The sequence below is a fragment of the Nonomuraea turcica genome (assembly GCF_030718205.1).
GTDB lineage: Bacteria > Actinomycetota > Actinomycetes > Streptosporangiales > Streptosporangiaceae > Nonomuraea.
On sequence record NZ_JAUZQF010000022.1, the window covers coordinates 145,547 to 163,952 of the forward strand.

The 18,406-nt window shown below is 71.2% G+C and carries 15 protein-coding genes; 4 read left to right on the forward strand and 11 right to left on the reverse strand.

Features of this window, described 5'->3' with window-relative positions:
* Window positions 1-40: 40 nt before the first annotated feature.
* From Q9G87_RS43890 to Q9G87_RS43900, 3 genes are all read right to left on the reverse strand, one after another.
* Window positions 41-2,389, reverse strand: a complete 2,349-nt coding sequence (locus Q9G87_RS43890; RefSeq protein WP_305922555.1) for an AAA family ATPase — start codon at window positions 2,387-2,389, stop codon at window positions 41-43.
* Between the two features lie 64 nt (window positions 2,390-2,453).
* Window positions 2,454-3,350 (reverse strand): haloalkane dehalogenase, encoded by an 897-nt coding sequence (locus Q9G87_RS43895; RefSeq protein ID WP_305922556.1) that lies wholly within the window; start codon window positions 3,348-3,350, stop codon window positions 2,454-2,456.
* Between the two features lie 15 nt (window positions 3,351-3,365).
* A complete protein-coding gene (locus tag Q9G87_RS43900) occupies window positions 3,366-5,105 on the reverse strand; it encodes a tetratricopeptide repeat protein (RefSeq protein WP_371825918.1) in 1,740 nt (579 codons plus the stop codon).
* A 250-nt stretch (window positions 5,106-5,355) separates the two neighbouring features.
* Here Q9G87_RS43900 and Q9G87_RS43905 point away from each other — a divergent pair, with 250 nt between their 5' ends.
* Entirely contained in the window at window positions 5,356-6,885 is a 1,530-nt protein-coding gene (locus Q9G87_RS43905) for an MFS transporter (RefSeq protein ID WP_305922558.1), read from the forward strand.
* A 35-nt stretch (window positions 6,886-6,920) separates the two neighbouring features.
* Window positions 6,921-7,592, forward strand: coding sequence for a DoxX family protein (locus Q9G87_RS43910; protein WP_305922559.1), 672 nt, complete (start codon window positions 6,921-6,923; stop codon window positions 7,590-7,592).
* Window positions 7,593-7,662: 70 nt separating this feature from the next.
* Here Q9G87_RS43910 and Q9G87_RS43915 read toward each other — a convergent pair whose 3' ends face one another.
* From Q9G87_RS43915 to Q9G87_RS43950, 8 genes are all read right to left on the reverse strand, one after another.
* Window positions 7,663-8,586 carry a DMT family transporter gene (locus tag Q9G87_RS43915; RefSeq protein ID WP_305922560.1) on the reverse strand — a complete coding sequence of 308 codons (924 nt, stop codon included), beginning with the start codon at window positions 8,584-8,586 and terminating at the stop codon, window positions 7,663-7,665.
* Between the two features lie 136 nt (window positions 8,587-8,722).
* Window positions 8,723-10,138, reverse strand: coding sequence for a Si-specific NAD(P)(+) transhydrogenase (sthA, locus tag Q9G87_RS43920; protein ID WP_305922561.1), 1,416 nt, complete (start codon window positions 10,136-10,138; stop codon window positions 8,723-8,725).
* A gap of 107 nt (window positions 10,139-10,245) precedes the next feature.
* Window positions 10,246-11,094, reverse strand: a complete 849-nt coding sequence (locus tag Q9G87_RS43925; RefSeq protein WP_305922562.1) for a 5-oxoprolinase subunit C family protein — start codon at window positions 11,092-11,094, stop codon at window positions 10,246-10,248.
* On the reverse strand, window positions 11,091-11,696 hold the full coding sequence (locus Q9G87_RS43930) for a 5-oxoprolinase subunit B family protein (RefSeq protein ID WP_305922563.1): 606 nt from the start codon (window positions 11,694-11,696) through the stop codon (window positions 11,091-11,093). Before Q9G87_RS43930 ends, Q9G87_RS43925 begins: the two co-directional genes overlap by 4 nt.
* 5 nt (window positions 11,697-11,701) lie before the next feature.
* A complete protein-coding gene (locus Q9G87_RS43935) occupies window positions 11,702-12,457 on the reverse strand; it encodes a LamB/YcsF family protein (RefSeq protein ID WP_305922564.1) in 756 nt (251 codons plus the stop codon).
* Window positions 12,458-12,493: 36 nt separating this feature from the next.
* Window positions 12,494-13,273 (reverse strand): thioesterase family protein, encoded by a 780-nt coding sequence (locus Q9G87_RS43940; protein ID WP_305922565.1) that lies wholly within the window; start codon window positions 13,271-13,273, stop codon window positions 12,494-12,496.
* 12 nt (window positions 13,274-13,285) lie between these two features.
* On the reverse strand, window positions 13,286-14,776 hold the full coding sequence (locus Q9G87_RS43945) for a hypothetical protein (protein WP_305922566.1): 1,491 nt from the start codon (window positions 14,774-14,776) through the stop codon (window positions 13,286-13,288).
* Window positions 14,777-15,082: 306 nt separating this feature from the next.
* Window positions 15,083-15,307, reverse strand: a complete 225-nt coding sequence (locus Q9G87_RS43950; RefSeq protein WP_305922567.1) for a hypothetical protein — start codon at window positions 15,305-15,307, stop codon at window positions 15,083-15,085.
* Between the two features lie 154 nt (window positions 15,308-15,461).
* Here Q9G87_RS43950 and Q9G87_RS43955 point away from each other — a divergent pair, with 154 nt between their 5' ends.
* On the forward strand, window positions 15,462-16,031 hold the full coding sequence (locus Q9G87_RS43955; RefSeq protein ID WP_305922568.1) for an HhH-GPD-type base excision DNA repair protein: 570 nt from the start codon (window positions 15,462-15,464) through the stop codon (window positions 16,029-16,031).
* A 217-nt stretch (window positions 16,032-16,248) separates the two neighbouring features.
* Window positions 16,249-18,342, forward strand: coding sequence for a SpoIIE family protein phosphatase (locus tag Q9G87_RS43960; protein WP_305922569.1), 2,094 nt, complete (start codon window positions 16,249-16,251; stop codon window positions 18,340-18,342).
* Window positions 18,343-18,406 lie beyond the last annotated feature (64 nt).

Here is an 18,406-nt window from a genome sequence, read left to right on the forward strand (position 1 = left end):
TACACCATGTGAGCGGTGCTGCGCACGCAGCCGGGGTAAGTCAGCGTCCGGAAAGCTCGTCCACGGCCGTGGCGACGTCCTCGCTCGTGATCGTGGTCAGGTCGGCGGAGCTGGCGGACCCGCCGCGCGCGGCGTGCGCGGCGAGTCGCACGTCGCGGCGCATGGCCGCGCGCTCGAACAGGGACCTGGCGAAGCGGCCGTTGCCGAGCCCGTCGATCAGCCGCTCCTCGCACACCCAGGCGAACACCTCGTCGAGGTTGCGCAGGGCGTCCTCGTCGAACGTGTCGCCCGACTTCTCGGCGAGCAGCACCGCGATCTCGGTCAGCTCCTGCGGCGAGTAGCTGGGGAAGGCCACCCGCTGGTTGAACCGGCTGGCCAGACCGGGATTGGTGGCCAGGAACGCGTCCATCTCCCGCTCATAGCCGGCCAGGACGACGACGAGCCGGTCGCGGTCGTCCTCGGCCCGCTTGAGGAGGGTCTGCACGGCCTCGGAGCCGAACGCGTCGCCGCCTTGGTAGCCGGGGTTGACCAGGCTGTAGGCCTCGTCGATGAACAACACCCCGCCGAGCGCCCGGTCGACCAGCTCGTTGGTCTTGATCGCGGTCGCGCCGAGGTGCTGGCCGACCAGGTCGGCCCGGTGCGCCTCGACCACGTCGGGCCGGGCCAGCAGGCCGAGCGCGGCGAAGATCCGGCCCAGCACCCTGGCGACGGTGGTCTTGCCGGTGCCGGGCGGGCCGGCGAACACGAAATGCCGCATCTGCTGCGGCGTCGGCAGGCCGCGCTCCTGGCGCATCCGCGCCACCTGCAGCTGGGCGGCGATCGCGTGCACCTGCCGCTTGACGGGCGCCAGGCCCGCCATCCTGTCGAGATCGGCCAGCGCCTCCTCGAGCGTGGGTGTGGCGACATAGCCGCGGAAGCGCGCGGTCAGCTCCTCGAACGCCTTCGTCACGTCGGCCGTCGTGGTCGTGACCAGATCCTGTGTGCTCGGCGTGCCGCCGGCGCCCACCACGCGCACGTCGCGGGCCTGCGCGGCGGCCTCGACCAGGCTGCGCGCGAACCTGGCATTGCCGAGCTCGTCGACCAGGCCGCGCCGGTGCACGTCCTCGTATCTGCTGAGCAGCACGCGCCGGGTCTCGGCGTCCATCGTGTCGCCCCTGCGCCGCTGGAGCAGCTCGGTGACCTCGACCAGCTCGGCGGGGGAGTAGCCGGGGAAGCGCACCCGGGTGGCGAATCTGCTGGCCAGGCCCGGGTTGCTGGACAGGAACCCGCTCATCTCCTGCTCGTAGCCGGCCAGGATGATGATCACCCGGTCGCGGTCGTCCTCGGCCCGTTTGAGCAGGGTCTGCACGGCCTCGGCGCCGAACCGGTCGGGCTGGCCGTCGGAGGAGTTGACCAGCCCGTAGGCCTCGTCGATGAACAACACCCCGCCGAGCGCCCGGTCGACCAGCTCGTTGGTCTTGATCGCGGTCGCGCCCAGGAACTCGCCCACCAGGTCGGCCCGCTGCGCCTCGACCACGTAGGGGGTCTCCAGCAGACCGAACGCGTAGAAGATCTTGGCGAGCGCGCGGGCCACGCTGGTCTTGCCGGTGCCCGGCGGACCGGCGAACACGAAGTGCCTGGTGGGCCGCTCGGCGGTGTAGCCGGCCTCGGCGCGCAGCCTGGAGGCCTCGATGGAGGCGGCGATGGAGCGCACCTGCTCCTTGACCGGGGCCAGGCCGATCATGCTCTCCAGCTCCCCGAGCGCCTCCTCCACGGAGATCTGCGGCGGCGCGCCGCCCCTGTCGTGCGCCGACTCCGGCCTGCCCTCGCGCACCCTGACCCGGACCTGCTCCTCCACCGCGGCGTTGGCCGCCTTCGCCTGGCGGGCGAGCACGAATCGGTAGACGAGCACGGCCAGCGCCGTGGCGTAGCCCGTCCACACGGAGACGGTGGGCGACACGGGCGACAGCGCGGCGGCGAGCATGCCCGCGGGAATGAGCGCCACCAGGGTGGTCACCCACGGCGTCACCCATCGGATGAGATGCGCGGCGGCGGCCACGAGGAGGGCCAGCCCGACCATCAGATGCACGGCCATGGAGCCGGGCGGATAGAGCGCTTGGAACAGATACAAAGCCACCACGTCCCAGCCCACGACCACCAGCGAGGTGGCGGCGGCGCGGGGGAAACGCATGGTCAGCGCGATGAAGGCGAGGAGCACCAGCGTGGTGACGAAGGTCGCGCCCAGGTTCCAGCCGAGCGCGGCGCCCACCCCCATGGTGGCGACGAGCACGACCACGTAGAGCACCCGGCGCATGGCAGGGGGAATCTGGAAATAGCGCTCTCGCACCTGCTCGAACAGATCCCGCGCTGCGGCCCGCCCCGCGGCCTGGGCCCTGCCGGACTCACGCATCACGCCTCCCCGGTCCGCCCCCGGTTATACCGCACCGGACCGACTCTTGGGCGCTCCTGACACGCTAGGTGGCGGTCACGAAAACGGCGATCTGACGCCCGAGTTCCGCGCCCGCGTCCTCCTGAAGGAAGTGTCCCGCACCTTTGATCACGGGATGTGCCAGGCCGGACGTGCCTGAGATCGATTTGAGCAGAACAGGCGCCATGCCCCCGGTGATCGGATCTCCGTCGGAGAAGGCCACTAGGAACGGCCGATTGAGTGTCGTGAGGACCTCCCAGGCAGCGCGGTTGGCGGGGGCGGCGGGATCGTCGGGGGAGATCGGGACGAGCCCCGGCATGGCGCGCGGACCCGCCTTGTACGACTCGTCGGGGAACGGAGCGTCATAGGCCGCCCGCACCTCCGCAGGCAACTCGCTCGTGCAGCCCGCCTGGACCAACCTGGCGATATCAAGCACCGGAGCCTTCAGCACCGCGTCCTTGAACCGATGCCACACCTCGGGCATGGGAATGTCACCCGTGGGCAACCCCGTGTTGGCCGCCACGATCCTGGCGACGCTCCCGGGGTTCTCCGCCACGATCCGCAACCCGATCAGCCCGCCCCAGTCCTGGCCGACCACGGTGATCCCGCTCAACCCGAGCGAGTCCAGCAGCAGGGTGCGGGTCCACTCGACGTGCCTGGCGTAGGTGTGGTCGGCGATCTCGGCCGGCTTGTCGGAGCGGCCGAACCCGACGAGATCGACCGCGATCGCGCGCAGTCCGGCCGCGGCCAGCTCGGGCATGACGTGCCGGTAGAGGAACGACCACGACGGCTCGCCGTGCAGCAGCACGACGGGCTCGCCGTCACCCGGCCCCGCCTCCACGTACGCCATGCGCAGGCCATCGGCCACGTCGGCGTACCGGGGCTCGTAGGGGAAATCAGGGAGATCCGCGAAGCGTTCCTCTGACGTGCGCAGGGTTCTCATAGAACGAAATTCTAGTCAGCGCCGCTGGTGCCGCCCAGGGAATTCGCCGACCAGCACCTCTTTGGGGGTGACGCGCAGGATGTCGGAGTCCGGCAGGGCGATGCCCCGTACCTCCACCCAGAACCGCCGCTGCAGCGGGTCGGCCGCGAACACCGCCACCCGCGGGTCGGCCTCGATCGCCTCCCACGCCTCGGTCTCCGCGATCAGCCGCAGCTCGCCGGTGGACGTGACGGACGCGGCCGCGCCGACGACCCGGGGACCCAGCTGGTCGCCGTACGACAGGACGATGCTGCGGGCGTAGGAGAAGGTCTGGCGCACCTCGGGGGTCAGCACGATGGACGGAGCGGCGCCCATCGGCGGGTCGGACATGATCAGGGAGGCCCGCCACGGCCCCGGACCGCCCCGCCACCACGCCCGCAGCGCCCGCGCCGCGAACACGGCCATCGCCGCGCCGAGCGCGCCCAGACCGATCCGCCACGCCCACGCCGAGGCCAGCGCCCCGCCCGCCGCGCAGGCCGCGGCCCCCAGCACGACGAACCCCGTCGCGGCGGCCAGCCAGGCGTCGTCGCGGTAGCGGGCACGCAGGTAGCCGCGCACCATCGGGTACGGCACCGCCAGCGCCGCCACGGCGGCCCGCGGCTCCACCGCGAGCGCCCCGCACACCACCGGCACGAGGATCGACCAGGTTCTGCAGAGCAGGATCCAGAGCGTGACGCCGGTGTTCCTCCTGGCGGTGCGGTCGGCGCCGGCCAGGAGCGACTGCTCCAGCGCGGCCAGCGGGCGGCCACGCCACGCCTCGGTCAGCGCGCGCACGGCGGCCAGTGCCGGCCAGCCCAGTACGACGATGCCCGCCAGCCCCGCCCACACCGGATCGAACGAGGACGGCACTGCGGGCATCGCCCCCAGCAGCAACCATGCGGCGAACGCGAGCACCGACACCGCGGCCGACACGACGCCCGCACCCAGCCACGGGTCCCTGCCGAACATCGCGGGCACGTACGACCACAGCCTGACCCGCCGCGCCTGCCCGACCGTGAGCGGCACCAGCAGGACGAGCACCGCGAACCCGGCCAGCTGCGCCTGCGCGCCCAGGTCGAACAGCAGCGCCGACACCGCGACGGCCACCGTGGCGACGGCGACCAGCAGGCGCGACTGCCGCGACCATACCTCCAGCGCCCGCCGGGCCCTGCCGGTGTCGCGCGGATCCACCGGCCAGGCCGGATCGTGGTGCGGGCGGGGCCGGTCCCAGCGCAGCAGCGACAGCGCCAGATTGACCCGGGCCTGCCGATGCCCGGGGTCGGCGGCGAGGGCCGCCAGGTAGGAGCGCCCGGCCTCGGCGTGATCGCCGCGCAGCAGCGCCAGGTCGCCCAGCATGACCTCGGGGTCGGGCTCCTCCGGCGCGAACTTCCTGGCCAGCTCCGCGTGCTCGACCGCCTCCCGCCAGCGGCCCGGTGTCCTGCGCAGGATCGCGGCCAGGCGCAGGCGGGCCGGCCAGGAGCCGCGGGCCAGCTCCACCGCCCGCTCCGCAGGGGGCACCGCGTCGGCGTCGCGGCCCAGCCGCTCGTGGGCGAGGCTGATCAGCCGGTACGCCCACTCCGCGCCCGGATCCAGGTCCGCGGCCCGGCGCGCGGCGTCCAGCGCGGACTCGGGCCGGCCGGCGTCAAGCCTGGTCAGGGCCTCGTCACACCATTCGCGTGAGGACCTATCTGGAATGTCGTCATTTCTGGTACTTCCATCGGTCCCCACGCGACCCATGATCGGCTGACGGGCGAATGTTGGATAGATACCGACATATGGCTGTATCTCTCTAGAGAGGTACGGGCCACCGTGGATCGGGCGATACCGCTATGACAAGCGCGTCGCATGGCCTAAGCTGCCACGCAAGCCGGAGCGCGCGAGCCGGGCGCCAGAGCTCGAGAAGGAGCGAGTGTCGAGGCGCGGCACGCAAGCGGCCGACCGAATAGCACGTGCGGGCCCTGTTACGGATCGGCCTGCAAGGAGGCCCATGACCGTCACACAGGCCGCACCCCCCGTACGGACTGCCGATCGCGGGCGCGGTGACCACCGCTGGTCCATTCTTGTCCTGCTCTGCCTGAGCCTGCTGCTGATCACGGTCGACGCCACGGTCCTGCACATCGCGGTGCCCGCGCTCACGGCCGCACTGGAGCCGTCGGCGGTGCAGCTGCTGTGGATCATCGACATCTACTCGCTGGTGGTCGCGCCCCTGCTGATCATGTTCGGCACGCTCGGTGACAGATATGGGCGCAAACGGCTGGTCCTGTGTGGCTTCGTGCTGTTCGGCGTGGCCTCGGCGGCGGCCGCGTTCGCCCCCACGCCGCTGACGCTCATCCTGGCCAGGGCGCTGCTCGGTGTCGGCGGCGCCATGATCATGCCGGCCACGCTCTCGCTCATCCGCCAGGTGTTCACCGACCGGCGCGAGCGGGCCATCGCCCTGGGCGTCTGGAGCGCGGTCGCGGCCGCCGGGGCGGCCGTGGGGCCGCTCATCGGCGGCGTGCTGGTCGGCGTCTGGTGGGGCGCGGTGTTCCTCATCAACGTGCCGATCCTGCTGGTGCTGCTGCCCGCCGCCGTACGCCTGCTGCCCGAGTCGCCCGTGCGCAAGGGACGGCCCTGGGACGCCGTCAGCGCGGTGCTGTCGGTGCTCGGGATCCTGGCGCTGGCGTTCGGGCTGAAAGAGGCGGGTTCGGGCAGTCTGATGCCGCTGTGGGCGGCCGTGCTGGTATTCCTGGCCGGGCTGGCCCTGCTGGTCGTGTTCGTCCGGCGACAGACCCGGCTACAGGTGCCGCTGCTGGAAGTCGGGCTGTTCCGGCGGCGGGAGTTCACGACCGGTGTGGCCGGCGTGCTGCTCGGCGTGTTCGCACTGGTGGGTCTGCAGCTCATGCTCGCCCAATACCTGCAGCTCGTGCTCGGCGACAGCCCGCTGCGTGCCGCCGTCAGGATGTTGCCGCTGGTGTTGTCGGCCATCGTCGGCGGGCTCGCCGCGGCCCACATCCTGCCCAAGGTCGGCATGCGGGCCACGATGAGCGGCGGCCTCGGACTCGTCGCGCTGGCCATGACACCCACGCTGGGCTGGGGCGTCGAGGGTCACCCCGTCATGCTGGCGATCTGCTTCGTCGGCATCGGGTTCGGCGTGCAGGTGGCGCTGCTGGCCGCCTCCGACACGATCATGACCTCGGCCACGGAGTCCCAGGCGGGCGGCGCCGCGGCCATCGAGGAGACCGCGTACGAGCTCGGCGCGGGCATGGGCGTGGCCGTGCTCGGCACGATCACCGCGATCGTCTACGCCCCCGGACTGCCCGCCGTGCCCGGAGTGTCCGAGGGCGGCATGGACAAGGCCAGACAGTCACTCGCCGCCGCCGCGCACGTCGCGGACGAGGTCGGCGGCAGCGCGGGCGGCGCGCTGCTCGACGCCGCCCGCTGGGCCTTCGTCAACGCCCTGCACACGACCGTGGTCGTGAGCGTCGTCCTGCTGAGCCTGACCGCCGTCGCGGTGGCCATGCTGCTCAGCCGTGATTGAGGTGTGCCATGTCCCCGTTAGGGCAGACAACTACCGTGAAACAGGCCCTTCGTGATCTTGCCGCTTTAGTCGCCCGCGTCGGAGTGGGCGGCATTTTCTTCGCCAACGGTTGGACCAAGCTGGAAAACGGTCTCATCAACACCGGGGCGAAATTTCTCGAGCAGGGCGCGCCCGCGCCTCAAGCCTGGGCCACGGTCACAATGCTCTCCGAACTCATCGGTGGCGCGCTGCTGATCGCCGGCTTGGCGGTGTCCATCACCGGGCTCATCCTGTTCGCCGAGGCCCTGGCGGTGTTCCTGGTCGCGACGCCGCTCAACCCGATCACCACGAACGAGCTGATCCTCCTGGGAGCCGCGTCCCTCCTGCTCGCCGTCGTCGGAGCCGGGCGGGTGTCGGTGGATCACATGGTGGTGATCCGGCGGAGGGAATCGGAGGCGGCGGAGGAGTTCGCCGCCGACAACGAGGCGGACCGGGTCATCGCCTCGCTCCGCGCCCCGGACCCGTCGGCCCCGGCCAAGGCTCCGGAGGAGGAACCTCCCTCGGAGGCGTCACCGACCGACGACACGGCCCCGCACCCCCGCCCCCGCGGCCAAGCGGTCGAACCCAAGCGGGGCGACGACCCGGCACCTGCTCCGGCGCCCGGTGACACGCTGGTGGCGGGCCGCAAGAAACCCGCCCCCCGCGGTCGCCGCCCCACCGCCGACTGACCCACTCTCGCGAGATCGGCGTCCCCGCCCGCCCTGAGTGCGGGGCCCGCCGACGTGCTCGGAGCCCGGCTCAGGCGGCCGGGGCGGTGGCGCGTTCGCGGGACCGCCTCAGGGTGCCCTGCGTGAGCGCGATGGCGGCGAGGATGATGACCGCGCCCACGGGCTGGTTCCAGCTGATCGTCTCGCCCAGCACCACCACGCCGGACGCCGCCGCGAACACCGGCAGCAGGTACGTGACCGTCGACGTCGTCGTCACCCCCGCCCGCGCCTGCACCCAGTACAGCAGCAGATACGCCAGCCCCGTCCCGAGCCCGCCGAGGGCCGCGAGACTCCACCACACCGGGGCAGGCGCCCCGAAGTCCACCAGCGGCACCCCCGCCAGCATCGTGACGGCGGCGAGCTGGAAGGTCCCCGCGACGAGCTGCCCGGTCGCCAGCGCCACAGCGGGCTCGGGACGGCGCCCGGTGATGAACCGCCCCATGTACGCGCCCCCGACCCCGTAGCACAACGCCGCGCCGAAGCAGGCCAGGCTGCCGCCCAGTTGCCCGCCGTCCATCGGCTGCCACACCCCGAGCACCACCATGACCCCGGCGAATCCCAGCCCGAGCCCCGTCACCCGGCCGGGCGTCGATCGCTCGGCACGCAGCATGAGCGTGAAGGCCAGCGTGCACAGCGGCGTCGTGGCGTTCCAGATCGCGGCCACGACCGAGGAGACGTACTGCTCGCCGTACGCGAACAGCGTGAAGGGGAGCGTGGTGAGCACCACGGAGGCGATGAGGAAGTGTCCCCAGAGGCGGGGATCACGGGGGAGCGGCCGCCGGGAGATCGCGAGCGCGACGAGCAGGACGGCGGCCCCGATGGCCATCCTGCCGAACGACACCTGCAGCGGATGGAGCGACCCCACCGCGACCTTGATGAAGAAGAAACTGTTGCCCCAGATGGCCGCCAGCACCAGGAATCCCGGCAGCCACCCCGTCAGCGTCTTGCTCCGCACGCACGCCTCCCGTCGATGAACCATCGCGAGCGTAGTGATCGGAGCTCCGGAGCGCGTAGGGATATATCCCTATTTCGGGACCTCAGATCGCGAAGCCAGCCAGAAAGTGGACCCTCACTGAGGAAAGGGGCTCGGCTTACATGCCTGCCGTGAGCCGGGCCACCACCCGCATCTTGTTCATCGCGTCCAGCGCCGCCACCTTGTACGACTCCGCCAGCGTCGGATAGTTGAACACCGCGTTGACCAGGTAGTCCACGGTCCCGCCGCACCCCATCACGGTCTGCCCGATGTGCACCAGCTCCGTCGCTCCCGTGCCGAACACGTGCACGCCGAGCAGCCGCCGGTCCTCGGAGGACACCAGCAGCTTGAGCATCCCGTAGGAGTCGCCGATGATCTGCCCCCTGGCCAGCTCCCGGTAGCGCGAGATGCCCACCTCGAACGGGATCTTGTCCCGGGTCAGCTCGTCCTCCGACTTCCCGACGAAGCTGATCTCCGGGATCGTGTAGATCCCGATCGGCGGCAGGTCGGCCAGCTCCTCGACCGGCTCGCCGCACGCGTGCTGGGCGGCCAGCCGGCCCTGTTCCATGGAGGTGGCCGCCAGCGCCGGAAAGCCGATCACGTCGCCGACCGCGTAAATGTGGGGGACGGGCGTGGCGTAGTTGTCGTCCACCGCGATCCGGCCCCGCGCGTCGGCGGCCAGGCCCGCCGCCTCCAGGCACAGCTCGGAGGTCTTGCCCTGCCGCCCCGCCGAGTACATGACGCAGTCGGCCGGGATCTTCTTGCCGCTCTCCAGCAGGGTCAGCGCGCCGCCCGGGCGGCGCTCGACGGCGGCCACGTTCTCGCCGAACCTGAAGGTCACGGCCAGGTCCCGCAGGTGGTACTTCAGCGCCTCGACGATCTCCAGGTCGCAGAACTCCAGCATGCGCTCGCGCCGCTCCACGACCGTCACCTTGGTGCCGAGCGCGGCGAACATGGAGGCGTACTCGATGCCGATGACCCCGGCGCCCACCACGACGAGCGTCTCGGGCACCCGCTCCATGTGGAGGATCGCGTCGGAGTCGATGACCGTGCTGCCGTCGAACTCGACGCTGTCCGGGCGGGCCGGCGAGGTGCCGGTGGCGATGACGATCTTGTCCGCGGTGACCTTCTTCTCCGCGCTCTCGTCATCATCATGGATGATGCCGATCGTGTGCGGGTCCAGGAACCGGCCGGTGCCGTGCAGCACGGTCACGTGGTTGCGGGCCAGCTGGCTGCGGATGACCTGGATCTCCCTGCCGATGACGTGCTGCGTGCGCATCCCCAGGTCCGCGACCGTGATCTCCTCCTTGACGCGGTAGCTGGCGCCGTACAGCTCGCGCTGGTTGAGCCCCGTGAGGTAGAGGACCGCCTCACGCAGGGTTTTGGAGGGGATCGTGCCCGTGTTGATGCACACGCCGCCGATCATGTGCCTTTTCTCGACTATCGCGACGCGCTTGCCGAGTTTCGCCGCCGCGATCGCGGCCTTCTGCCCACCAGGTCCGGAACCCAGGACCACAACGTCAAAGTCCGCCACACCGTACAGTCTGGGGGCGGCATGTTAACGGCGAAAGACCTGTCCGGGAGACTCTGCCACTTGTTGCGCGCTTTCACCCAGGTCGCCAGGCGCGGTCAGCACCTGCGTCACCGGCCGGATCGAGTGGTGAACCACACCTCGTCGCCCGGCCTGAGCTGGGCGGCGAGCGCCAGATCCGCGCCGCGTACGACGCCGATCACCGGATAGCCACCGGTCGGCGGGTGGTCGGCCAGGAACACGATGGGCTGCCCGCTCGGCGGCACCTGGATCGCCCCGGCGACCATGCCCTCGCTCGGCAGCTCGCCCTCCTTGGCCCGGGCCAGCTCCGGCCCGTGCAGGCGCACGCCGACGCGGTTGCTGTCCTGGCTCACTGTGTATGGCCGCGCGCACAGGTGCTCCAGCGCCTCGGGCGTGAACCAATCGTCGCGCGGCCCCGGCAGCACCCGCAGCACGGCCGATCGCGGCTCCGGCAGCGGCGCCAGGTCCACCGCGATCACGCCCTCCGGCCGGCCCACCGGCAGCAGCGCGCCCGCCCGCAGCGGCTCGGGACCCAGCCCTGAGAGCGAGTCGGTGGACCGGCTGCCGAGCACCGGCTCGACGGCGATCCCGCCGCGCACCGCCAGATACGTCCGCAGGCCCCGCTCGGGCATCCCCAGCCGCAGCTCCGCCCCCTCGGGAACCCAGAACGGCACGCCCATGCCCGCGCCCCGGGGGGGACCGGCCGGCACCGGCGCCCCCGCCAGCGCCACCCACGCCCCCGCGCGGAACCGCAGCCGCGCCATGCCCAGCGTCAGCTCGATCCCCGCCATCCCTTCGGCGTTGCCCACGAGCCGGTTCGCCAGCCGCAGGCTCGCCGCGTCCGCCGCCCCCGAGTGCGGCACCCCCAGGTGGGCGTACCCGGGCCGCCCCAGATCCTGAACGGTCGCGTACGGGCCCGGCGCGAGGATCTCGATCATGCCCGCTCGAACCGCACGCGCATGCCCGGACGGAACAGCGACGGCGGGTCCGCCTCCACGTCCCACACTCGTACGGACGTGCGCCCTAGCAGCCGCCACCCGCCGGGCGAGGCACTCGGATAGACCGCCGAATACGGCCCCGCGATCGCCACCGACCCGGCGGGCACCGACGTGCGCGGCGTGTCCAGCCTGGGCGTCCACAGCACCGGATCCAGCCCGGTGAGGTAGGCGAACCCCGGCGCGAACCCCAGCCACCCCACCACCAGCTCCCGCCCGGCGTGCCGCTCGATCACCTCGGTCACAGAGATGCCGGCCAGTGCCGCCACGGCATCGAGATCCGCGCCGTCATAGACCACGGGAATCGTCACGACCGGCCCCTCGGCCGCTCCGGCCTGCTCCTTGCCGCGCTCCAGCGCCACGAGCGCCTCCAGCCGCGCACACAGCCGCGCCTGGTCCACGCCCGGAGCCACCACGAGGACGGTGTCCGGGCCCGGCACGATCTCCACGACGCCCTCGGGCCGGTCGTCCCGCAGCGCCGCGTCCAGCCGGTGCGACAGCTCGAGAGAGCCCGTCTCCACGAGCAGCCCGTGCTCCCCGGCCATCCGGATCACGCGAAGGCCTGCAGGACCACTCCGGCCCCCAGCAACGCGTCCCGCACCCCCTGCGCCAGCCGGACGGCGTCAGGCGTGTCTCCGTGGACGCAGATGGAACGGGCGGAAATCGGTACGGAACTCCCGTCCACGGCCGTCACAGAGCCTTCCACGGCCATCTGGAGGGCACGCTGGGCCACCGCCGCGGCGTCGTGGAGCACGGCGCCCGGCTCCCTGCGCGGCACGAGCGTCCCGGCAGAGGTGTAGGCGCGGTCGGCGAACGCCTCGTTCACCGTCGGCACGCCCTCGGCCGCCGCCACCTTGTGCACGACCGAGCCCGGCAGCGTGAGCACCGGCAGGGAGGGGTCGTAGTCGGCGACCGCGTCGATCAGCGCCGCCGCCTGGACCTCGTCGCGGACGACCCGGTTGTAGAGCGCGCCGTGCGGCTTGACGTACGACACCCGGCCGCCCATCGCCCTGGCGATGCCGTCCACGGCCGCGAGCTGGTAGAGCACCTCCGCGCACAGCTCCTCGGGCTCGACGTCCATCTCCCTGCGGCCGAAGTGCGCCAGGTCGCGGTAGGACACCTGGGCCCCGATCGTCACGCCCCGGTCCACGGCCGCGGCGCAGGTGCGCCTGATCGTGACGGGATCGCCGGCGTGGAAGCCGCAGGCCACATTGGCGCTCGTGACGATGTCGAGCAGCGCGAGGTCGTCGCCGAGGCGCCAGATGCCGAAGCCCTCGCCCAGGTCCGCATTGAGGTCGATCACCATGGCACCATCATGGCAACTCTCCGTCATCTTGGCGCCTCATCGCGGCGCGACGAACAGAGTCTGAGTCGCCGTGCCCACCTGGCCGGTCTCGTCGTACAGGGTGGAGCGGGTCAGCCCACGGCCGGACGGGCCGATGACGGTCTCGGCGTCCATGCAGATCCATTCGCCCTCCGGGGAGCGGAACAGGGAGATCGTCAGGTCCACGTTCACGAACACGTGGGTGGCGAAGTCGAGGGCGAAGCTGACGCCGTTGCCGCTGTCGGCGAACACCGCCAGGCGCTCGAGCGGGGTCATCTCCTCGCCCTCGACCAGCGGGATCGTCAGCCTGCCCCATACCGTGGCCGGGCCGAGTTCCATGGGGCCGCCGACGACGAAACGCCAGTCGAGCGCCCTGCCGTACCCGAAACCGGAGCCCAGCCACGAGCGCGCCTGCTCCTCCGCGTGCGGTGGCAGGGGGGCGGGCGGGCCGGGGACCGGCGTCGCGGGCGTGCCGGCCTCGCGGAGCTCGCGGATGCGCCAGGCGCTCGCCCTGGCGTACTCGCGGCCGCCGGACGACACGCTCGCCGTGAGGTACTGGACGCGCTTGCCGTCGCGCGCCACCTCGGTCGCGATCTCCAGCTCGGCCACCGGCACCGGCGCGAACACGTCCACCACCAGCCTGGACAGCCCCAATCCCGGGCGTGGCGCGGCGCGGGCCAGCTCGTGGACGATGAGAGCGGTGACCGGGCCCATGTGCTGGGTGGCCGGGTCCCAGGGACCCTGCGTGTGCTCGGACGCCAGGTAGCGGCCCTCTGCGAGGCGGACGTACATCGACATAGAAGAGAGATTCTAGATTTCGTCGGGGATGTCGGCGATGTCGTCGAGGGCCGCGGCCAGCTCGTCGGGGTCGCCGCCGATCCGCTCGGCGATCTCGATCAGCACATGGAGCACGTCGTGCCGGTCGTGGCCGAGGTCGAGCAGGCGTTGCACGGCCTCCCACAGCTGCGGCGGGTCGCCCTCCCACAGCCGGGTGGCGATCTCCTCGTGCCAGGCCAGATGCTCCTGGTCGATCGTGCCGCCGTGGTCGATCTCGAGCAGCGTGCGCCGGTCGGCCTCGTCGGCCGGGTTGAGCCGGTCGAGCTCGATGCCGTCGTGCGTGCCCTGCAGATAGGGGAACGCGAAGACCCGCCTGGCCAGCGCCGACAGGTCGCCGTCCGGCAGCAGGCGCTCCAGCAGCACCCGGTCGAGCCCGAACGATGTCGGATCCCGATAAGCCTCTGGGAACTTGCCCGTGGCCTCCCACACCGCGTCCAGCGTGGCCTTGAGCCCCTGCTCGGGCAGGCCCGTGCGCTGCGCGGCGAAGCGCACCCACGCCGACAGCACGTGCGGCATGGCCTCCTGCTCGGCCGCGGTCAGCATCACCTTGCGCGGCAGCCAGTCCAGCAGGAACGTCTCGCACTTGGTCGGGCTGACCCGGAGCGGCCGGTTGAAGTCCTGCTCGCAGCCGTAGTCGATGATGTGGTCGGCGCACCGCGAGCCCGCCGAGGGGTCCGACAGGTGCTCGGCCGCGTCCGAGGCCAGGAACTCCGCCGCCAGCATGGCCCGCCGCTCGCGGCTGTAGGGGGCCTCGATGTGCAGCGGGGCCGGGCGCTTGCGGCCCGGTGGCAGCGCCTTGAGCCGGGCGCGGGCGAAGGCGTGGTAGGCGCTGTAGCTGTCGCTCACCGGGGGCGGCGTCTTGGGCTCCCTGGTGGCCTTCATCGCCGACTCGAGCAGCGCTCTGGCCTGCTCGGGCTGGATCTCCTCGAACAGCAGCATCGGGTTGTCCGCCGCCTCGGCCCTGGCCTGCTCGAGGAGCTTGTCGACCTGTGAGGACACCCAGGCGTCGCGGGCCATGCCGCTCATGTTGTAGTCGACGACCATGACCAGCGCGTGCCGGTCCTTCAGCTGCGATGTTTCGTTCCAGCGGTAGGCGAAGGTGCAGATCACCGTGTCCTGGTCGCCGTAGGCGTCGCGGGAGACGTAACAGCCCGCGGGCTTGACGGCGCCGACCTTGTCGGCCCAGCCGGGCCTGGCCACCCCGGACTCCATCATCGCCAGCGCCGCGCCCTCGGCCTTGGCGCCCTGGCGGGCGGTGCCCAGATACGCCAGGCAGATGAGCAACGTCAGCGAGGCCGGCGTGCCGGCCTTGGCGGCGTAGTCGACGAGCCCCTCACCGAGCACCTGCTCCACGTCGCCGCCTCTGACCCGCCTGCCCCACCAGGCTCCGATCATGTCGGAGACCATCAGCTCGGCGTCCAAGGGGGTGCGTACGGCGAGCAGCTCGCGGGCCGCTTGCACCATCTCCTTGAACACGTCGTCTGGAGGAGTGCTCTCCCGGGGATCTCGTCGGTGTCGGCGCACACCCTCACTCTCTCGTATTCCAGGCGCAAACGGCGCGGAGATCTCGGCCTGGTGACCCCGATGTTATCGGGGTCACCTCGTGCCGGAGGCACAAATGGGGCAGCGACATGGGCACTCTGCCGGAGGCTGGTGCAGCGATACGGGCACTGTGCCGGAGGCGCATCTGGACACTGTGCCGGAGGCGCGCGAATAGGGGCCGTGCCCGGGGCGCTGCGCCCTGGGCGCGTCGTGCCCGCCGCCGCGCGGTTATCGCATGCCGCGCGGCGGAGGCGCCGAGTTGACGATGGCGAGCAGGTGCTCGCGCGCGATGCGTTCCACGATCTCGGGCGTCGCTGAGATGCCGAGATGCTGCGTGCACGCGCACACGTCCGCGACACAGCGGTCGATCGTGTCCACGGGTACGGTCAGGAACTCTTCGGCCAGCCTGAGACTGACCGGCTCCCGCAGGAACCGTGTGGCCAGAGCGAGCATAGATGTGAGATTCCTCTGGAGACCCAGGGGCAAACCCCCAGGAATGTCTGCAGGGTGACTTGCGCTCTCATTTCACCTTTTCTCGGGCGTGTGTCAAGCCTCCGCGACGGCTGTGTTCACGTCACCGGCTACCCATTCATGCGAAGCTGTCTCCATGCGCATCCAGCTCGCCCAGCAAAGCGAGGCAGACGAGCTCCTCGGCCGCAGCCCGCTCGCCCTGCTCGTCGGCATGCTCCTCGACCAGCAGGTCCCCCTGGAGTGGGCGTTCATGGGGCCGTTCACCATCTCGCAGCGGCTGGGGCACGACCTCACAGCCGCGGAGATAGCCTCATATGATCCTGAGGCGTTCGCCGCGCTGCTCGCCGAGAAGCCGGCCGTGCACCGCTACCCGAAGTCTATGGCGGCCAGGGTCCAGCAGCTCGCGGCCTACCTCGTCGAACACTACGACGGACAGCCGGAGAAGATCTGGGCGGATGCCACGGACGGCAAAGAGTTGCTGAAACGACTCATGACCCTTCCGGGATACGGCAAACAGAAGGCCCAGATTTTTTTGGCATTGCTGGGGAAGCAGTTGGGGGTCCAGCCATCAGGCTGGCGTGAGGCAGCCGGAGCCTACGGCGAGGAGGGGTCACACCGATCGGTCGCCGACGTCGTCGACGCCGAGAGCCTGGTCCGCGTGCGTGCCGCCAAGCAAGAGGCCAAGCGCGCGGCACCGGCCGAGTAGCTGCGCTGTAACCTGATCTTGCTGCGCGACGTGGAGCGATTTTGACAGGATGCGTTGACCTTAGAGCCGACCGGGCCGCGGCGGGGGCTTCCGTCCGCACATGCCCATCGCCGATGATGTACTGCAGAATCCGGTCGCCCGGAGCTGCGCTACGCCGATACACGACTATGGAGATGTGCCGCGTGGGAGACCCTGGCACGCGACGGAGGTGCCGACCATGAGCGCCGAGACCTCCGTTCCCCGTCCCCGGGAGTCGGATGTGGACATCTCAGACTCCGCCCTCTTCCAGGGCCTGCTGTCGGAGGCCGAGTTCGCCTTCGCGTTCTTCGACGGCGACAGCCGCGTTCAGCGGGTCAACGACGTCTTCTGTGACGTCGTCGGTGTGCCCGCCGAGCGCTTGCTCGACCGGCAGCCCGTCGAGGTGCTCGCCCCCGATCTCAGCCAGATCATCACCCACGCCGTGCAGGCCGTCATCGAGACCGACGCGCCGGTCACTGAGGGCCGCGTGCGCGTGCGGTCGGCGGAGGGCGACACCAGGCACTGGTCGCTGTCGTTCTCGCCGGTCCACGACGAGGCGGGCGAGCTGCGGGCGATCGCGCTGGTCGGGCTCGACGTGACCGAGAGCCGCCAGACCGAGGAGGCGCTGCGCCGCAGCGAGGAGCGCTACCGGTCGCTGGTGGAGGCGCAGTCGCAGCTGGTCTGGATCACCTCGCCCACCGGCGCCGTCGTCGAGGACGCACCGCAGTGGCGCGCCATCACCGGCCAGGGCCTGGAGGAATATCTCGCCAACGGCTGGCTGGAGGTCGTCCACCCCGAGGAGCGCCAGGAGACCGAAGAGGCCTGGCGGGAGGCGCTGCGCGGGCGCACCATGTTCGAGTGGAACTACCGGGTGCGCACCCGGGCCAGCGGCTACCGCCACTTCGAGGTGCGGGCCGTGCCGATCATCAGGCACGGCCGCGTGGTCGAGTGGGTCGGCGCCAACACCGACGTCACCCCGCAGCGCGAGGCCGAGGAGATGCGCGGCAGGCTGACCGACCAGCTCGGCGCCGCCGCCTTGCGTACCGCCCGGCTGCAGGGCGCCACAGCCCAGCTCGCCGAGGCATTGACGGTCGAGCAGGTGGTGCAGGTCATCATCGACGTGGGCCGCACCGCCCTGGCCGCGGACCGCTCGGCCGTGGCGCTGCTCGACACCGACCGTGCGGCGCTCAAGCTGATCAACGGCGAGGGCATCCCCGAGGCGTCCGGCGCCTTCGGCGAGGAGATCCCCCTGTCCAGCTCCAGCGTGATGACCATGGCCGTCAACAGCCGCAGGCCGATGTTCGCCGAGTCGACCGACAGCCTCAAGGCGCAGTTGCTCGAGGCCGGCGGCGACGAGGAGGTCCTGGCCAACTACCTGGCCAACAGCGACGAGCGGGCCTGGGTCGGGCTGCCGCTGCTGGCCGCAGGGCGGGCACTGGGAGCGCTCCGATTCTCCTTCACCCGGCCGGTGAAGATCTCCCAGGAGGACGGCGTCTTCCTGGAGGCGCTGGCCGGCCAGTGCGCGCTGGCGGTCGAGCGGGCCACCCTGTTCGAGCGCGAGCACCGCACCGCCGAGACCCTCCAGCGCAGCCTGCTGCCCGACCGCCTGCCCGTGGTCAAGGGCCTGGAGCTGGCCCAGCGCTTCCGCTCGGGCAGCCGCCACGTCCAGGTCGGCGGTGACTGGTACGACGCCTTCGTGCTGCAGGACGGGCGCGTGGCGGCCGTCGTCGGCGACGTGATGGGCAAGGGTGTCAAGGCCGCGGCGGGGATGGGCCGCATCCGCAACGCCATGCGGGCGCTGGCGCTGACCAACCCGCCGCCCGCGGCCGTGCTCACCGGCCTGGATCGCGTCTTCGAGGCCACCGAAGAGGAGGAGCAGGTCACGACCCTGGCCTACATGGTCGTGGAGCCTGTGACCGGCGAGGGCACGCTCGCCCTGGCCGGCCACCCACCGCCCGTGCTGGTCTCTCCGCAGGGCACGGCGATCCTGTGCGACGCCGAGCCCGGCACTCCGCTAGGCTGGCCGACCAGCCGTAGGCAGTTCCGGTTCGTGGTGCCGCCCGGCCATACCGCCGTGCTCTACTCCGACGGTCTCGTGGAGAACAGGAAGCGCGGGCTGGATGCCGGACTCGCCGAGCTTTGCAGTGTTGTGACCGAAGCGCCGCCTGAGGTCGTAAGTAGTCCGCACATGTTGCTGGACTTCCTGGTTGACCGGATGTTGTCTGGATATGAACAGGATGATGACGTTACTGCGCTAGCAATTCACGTCCCGCCAGCCACGAAGAGTGACTGAATGAAACAGTCATAACGGTTGCTTTCGGGTATCAGTGCCCCGCTTACGTACGCACTACTGTCTC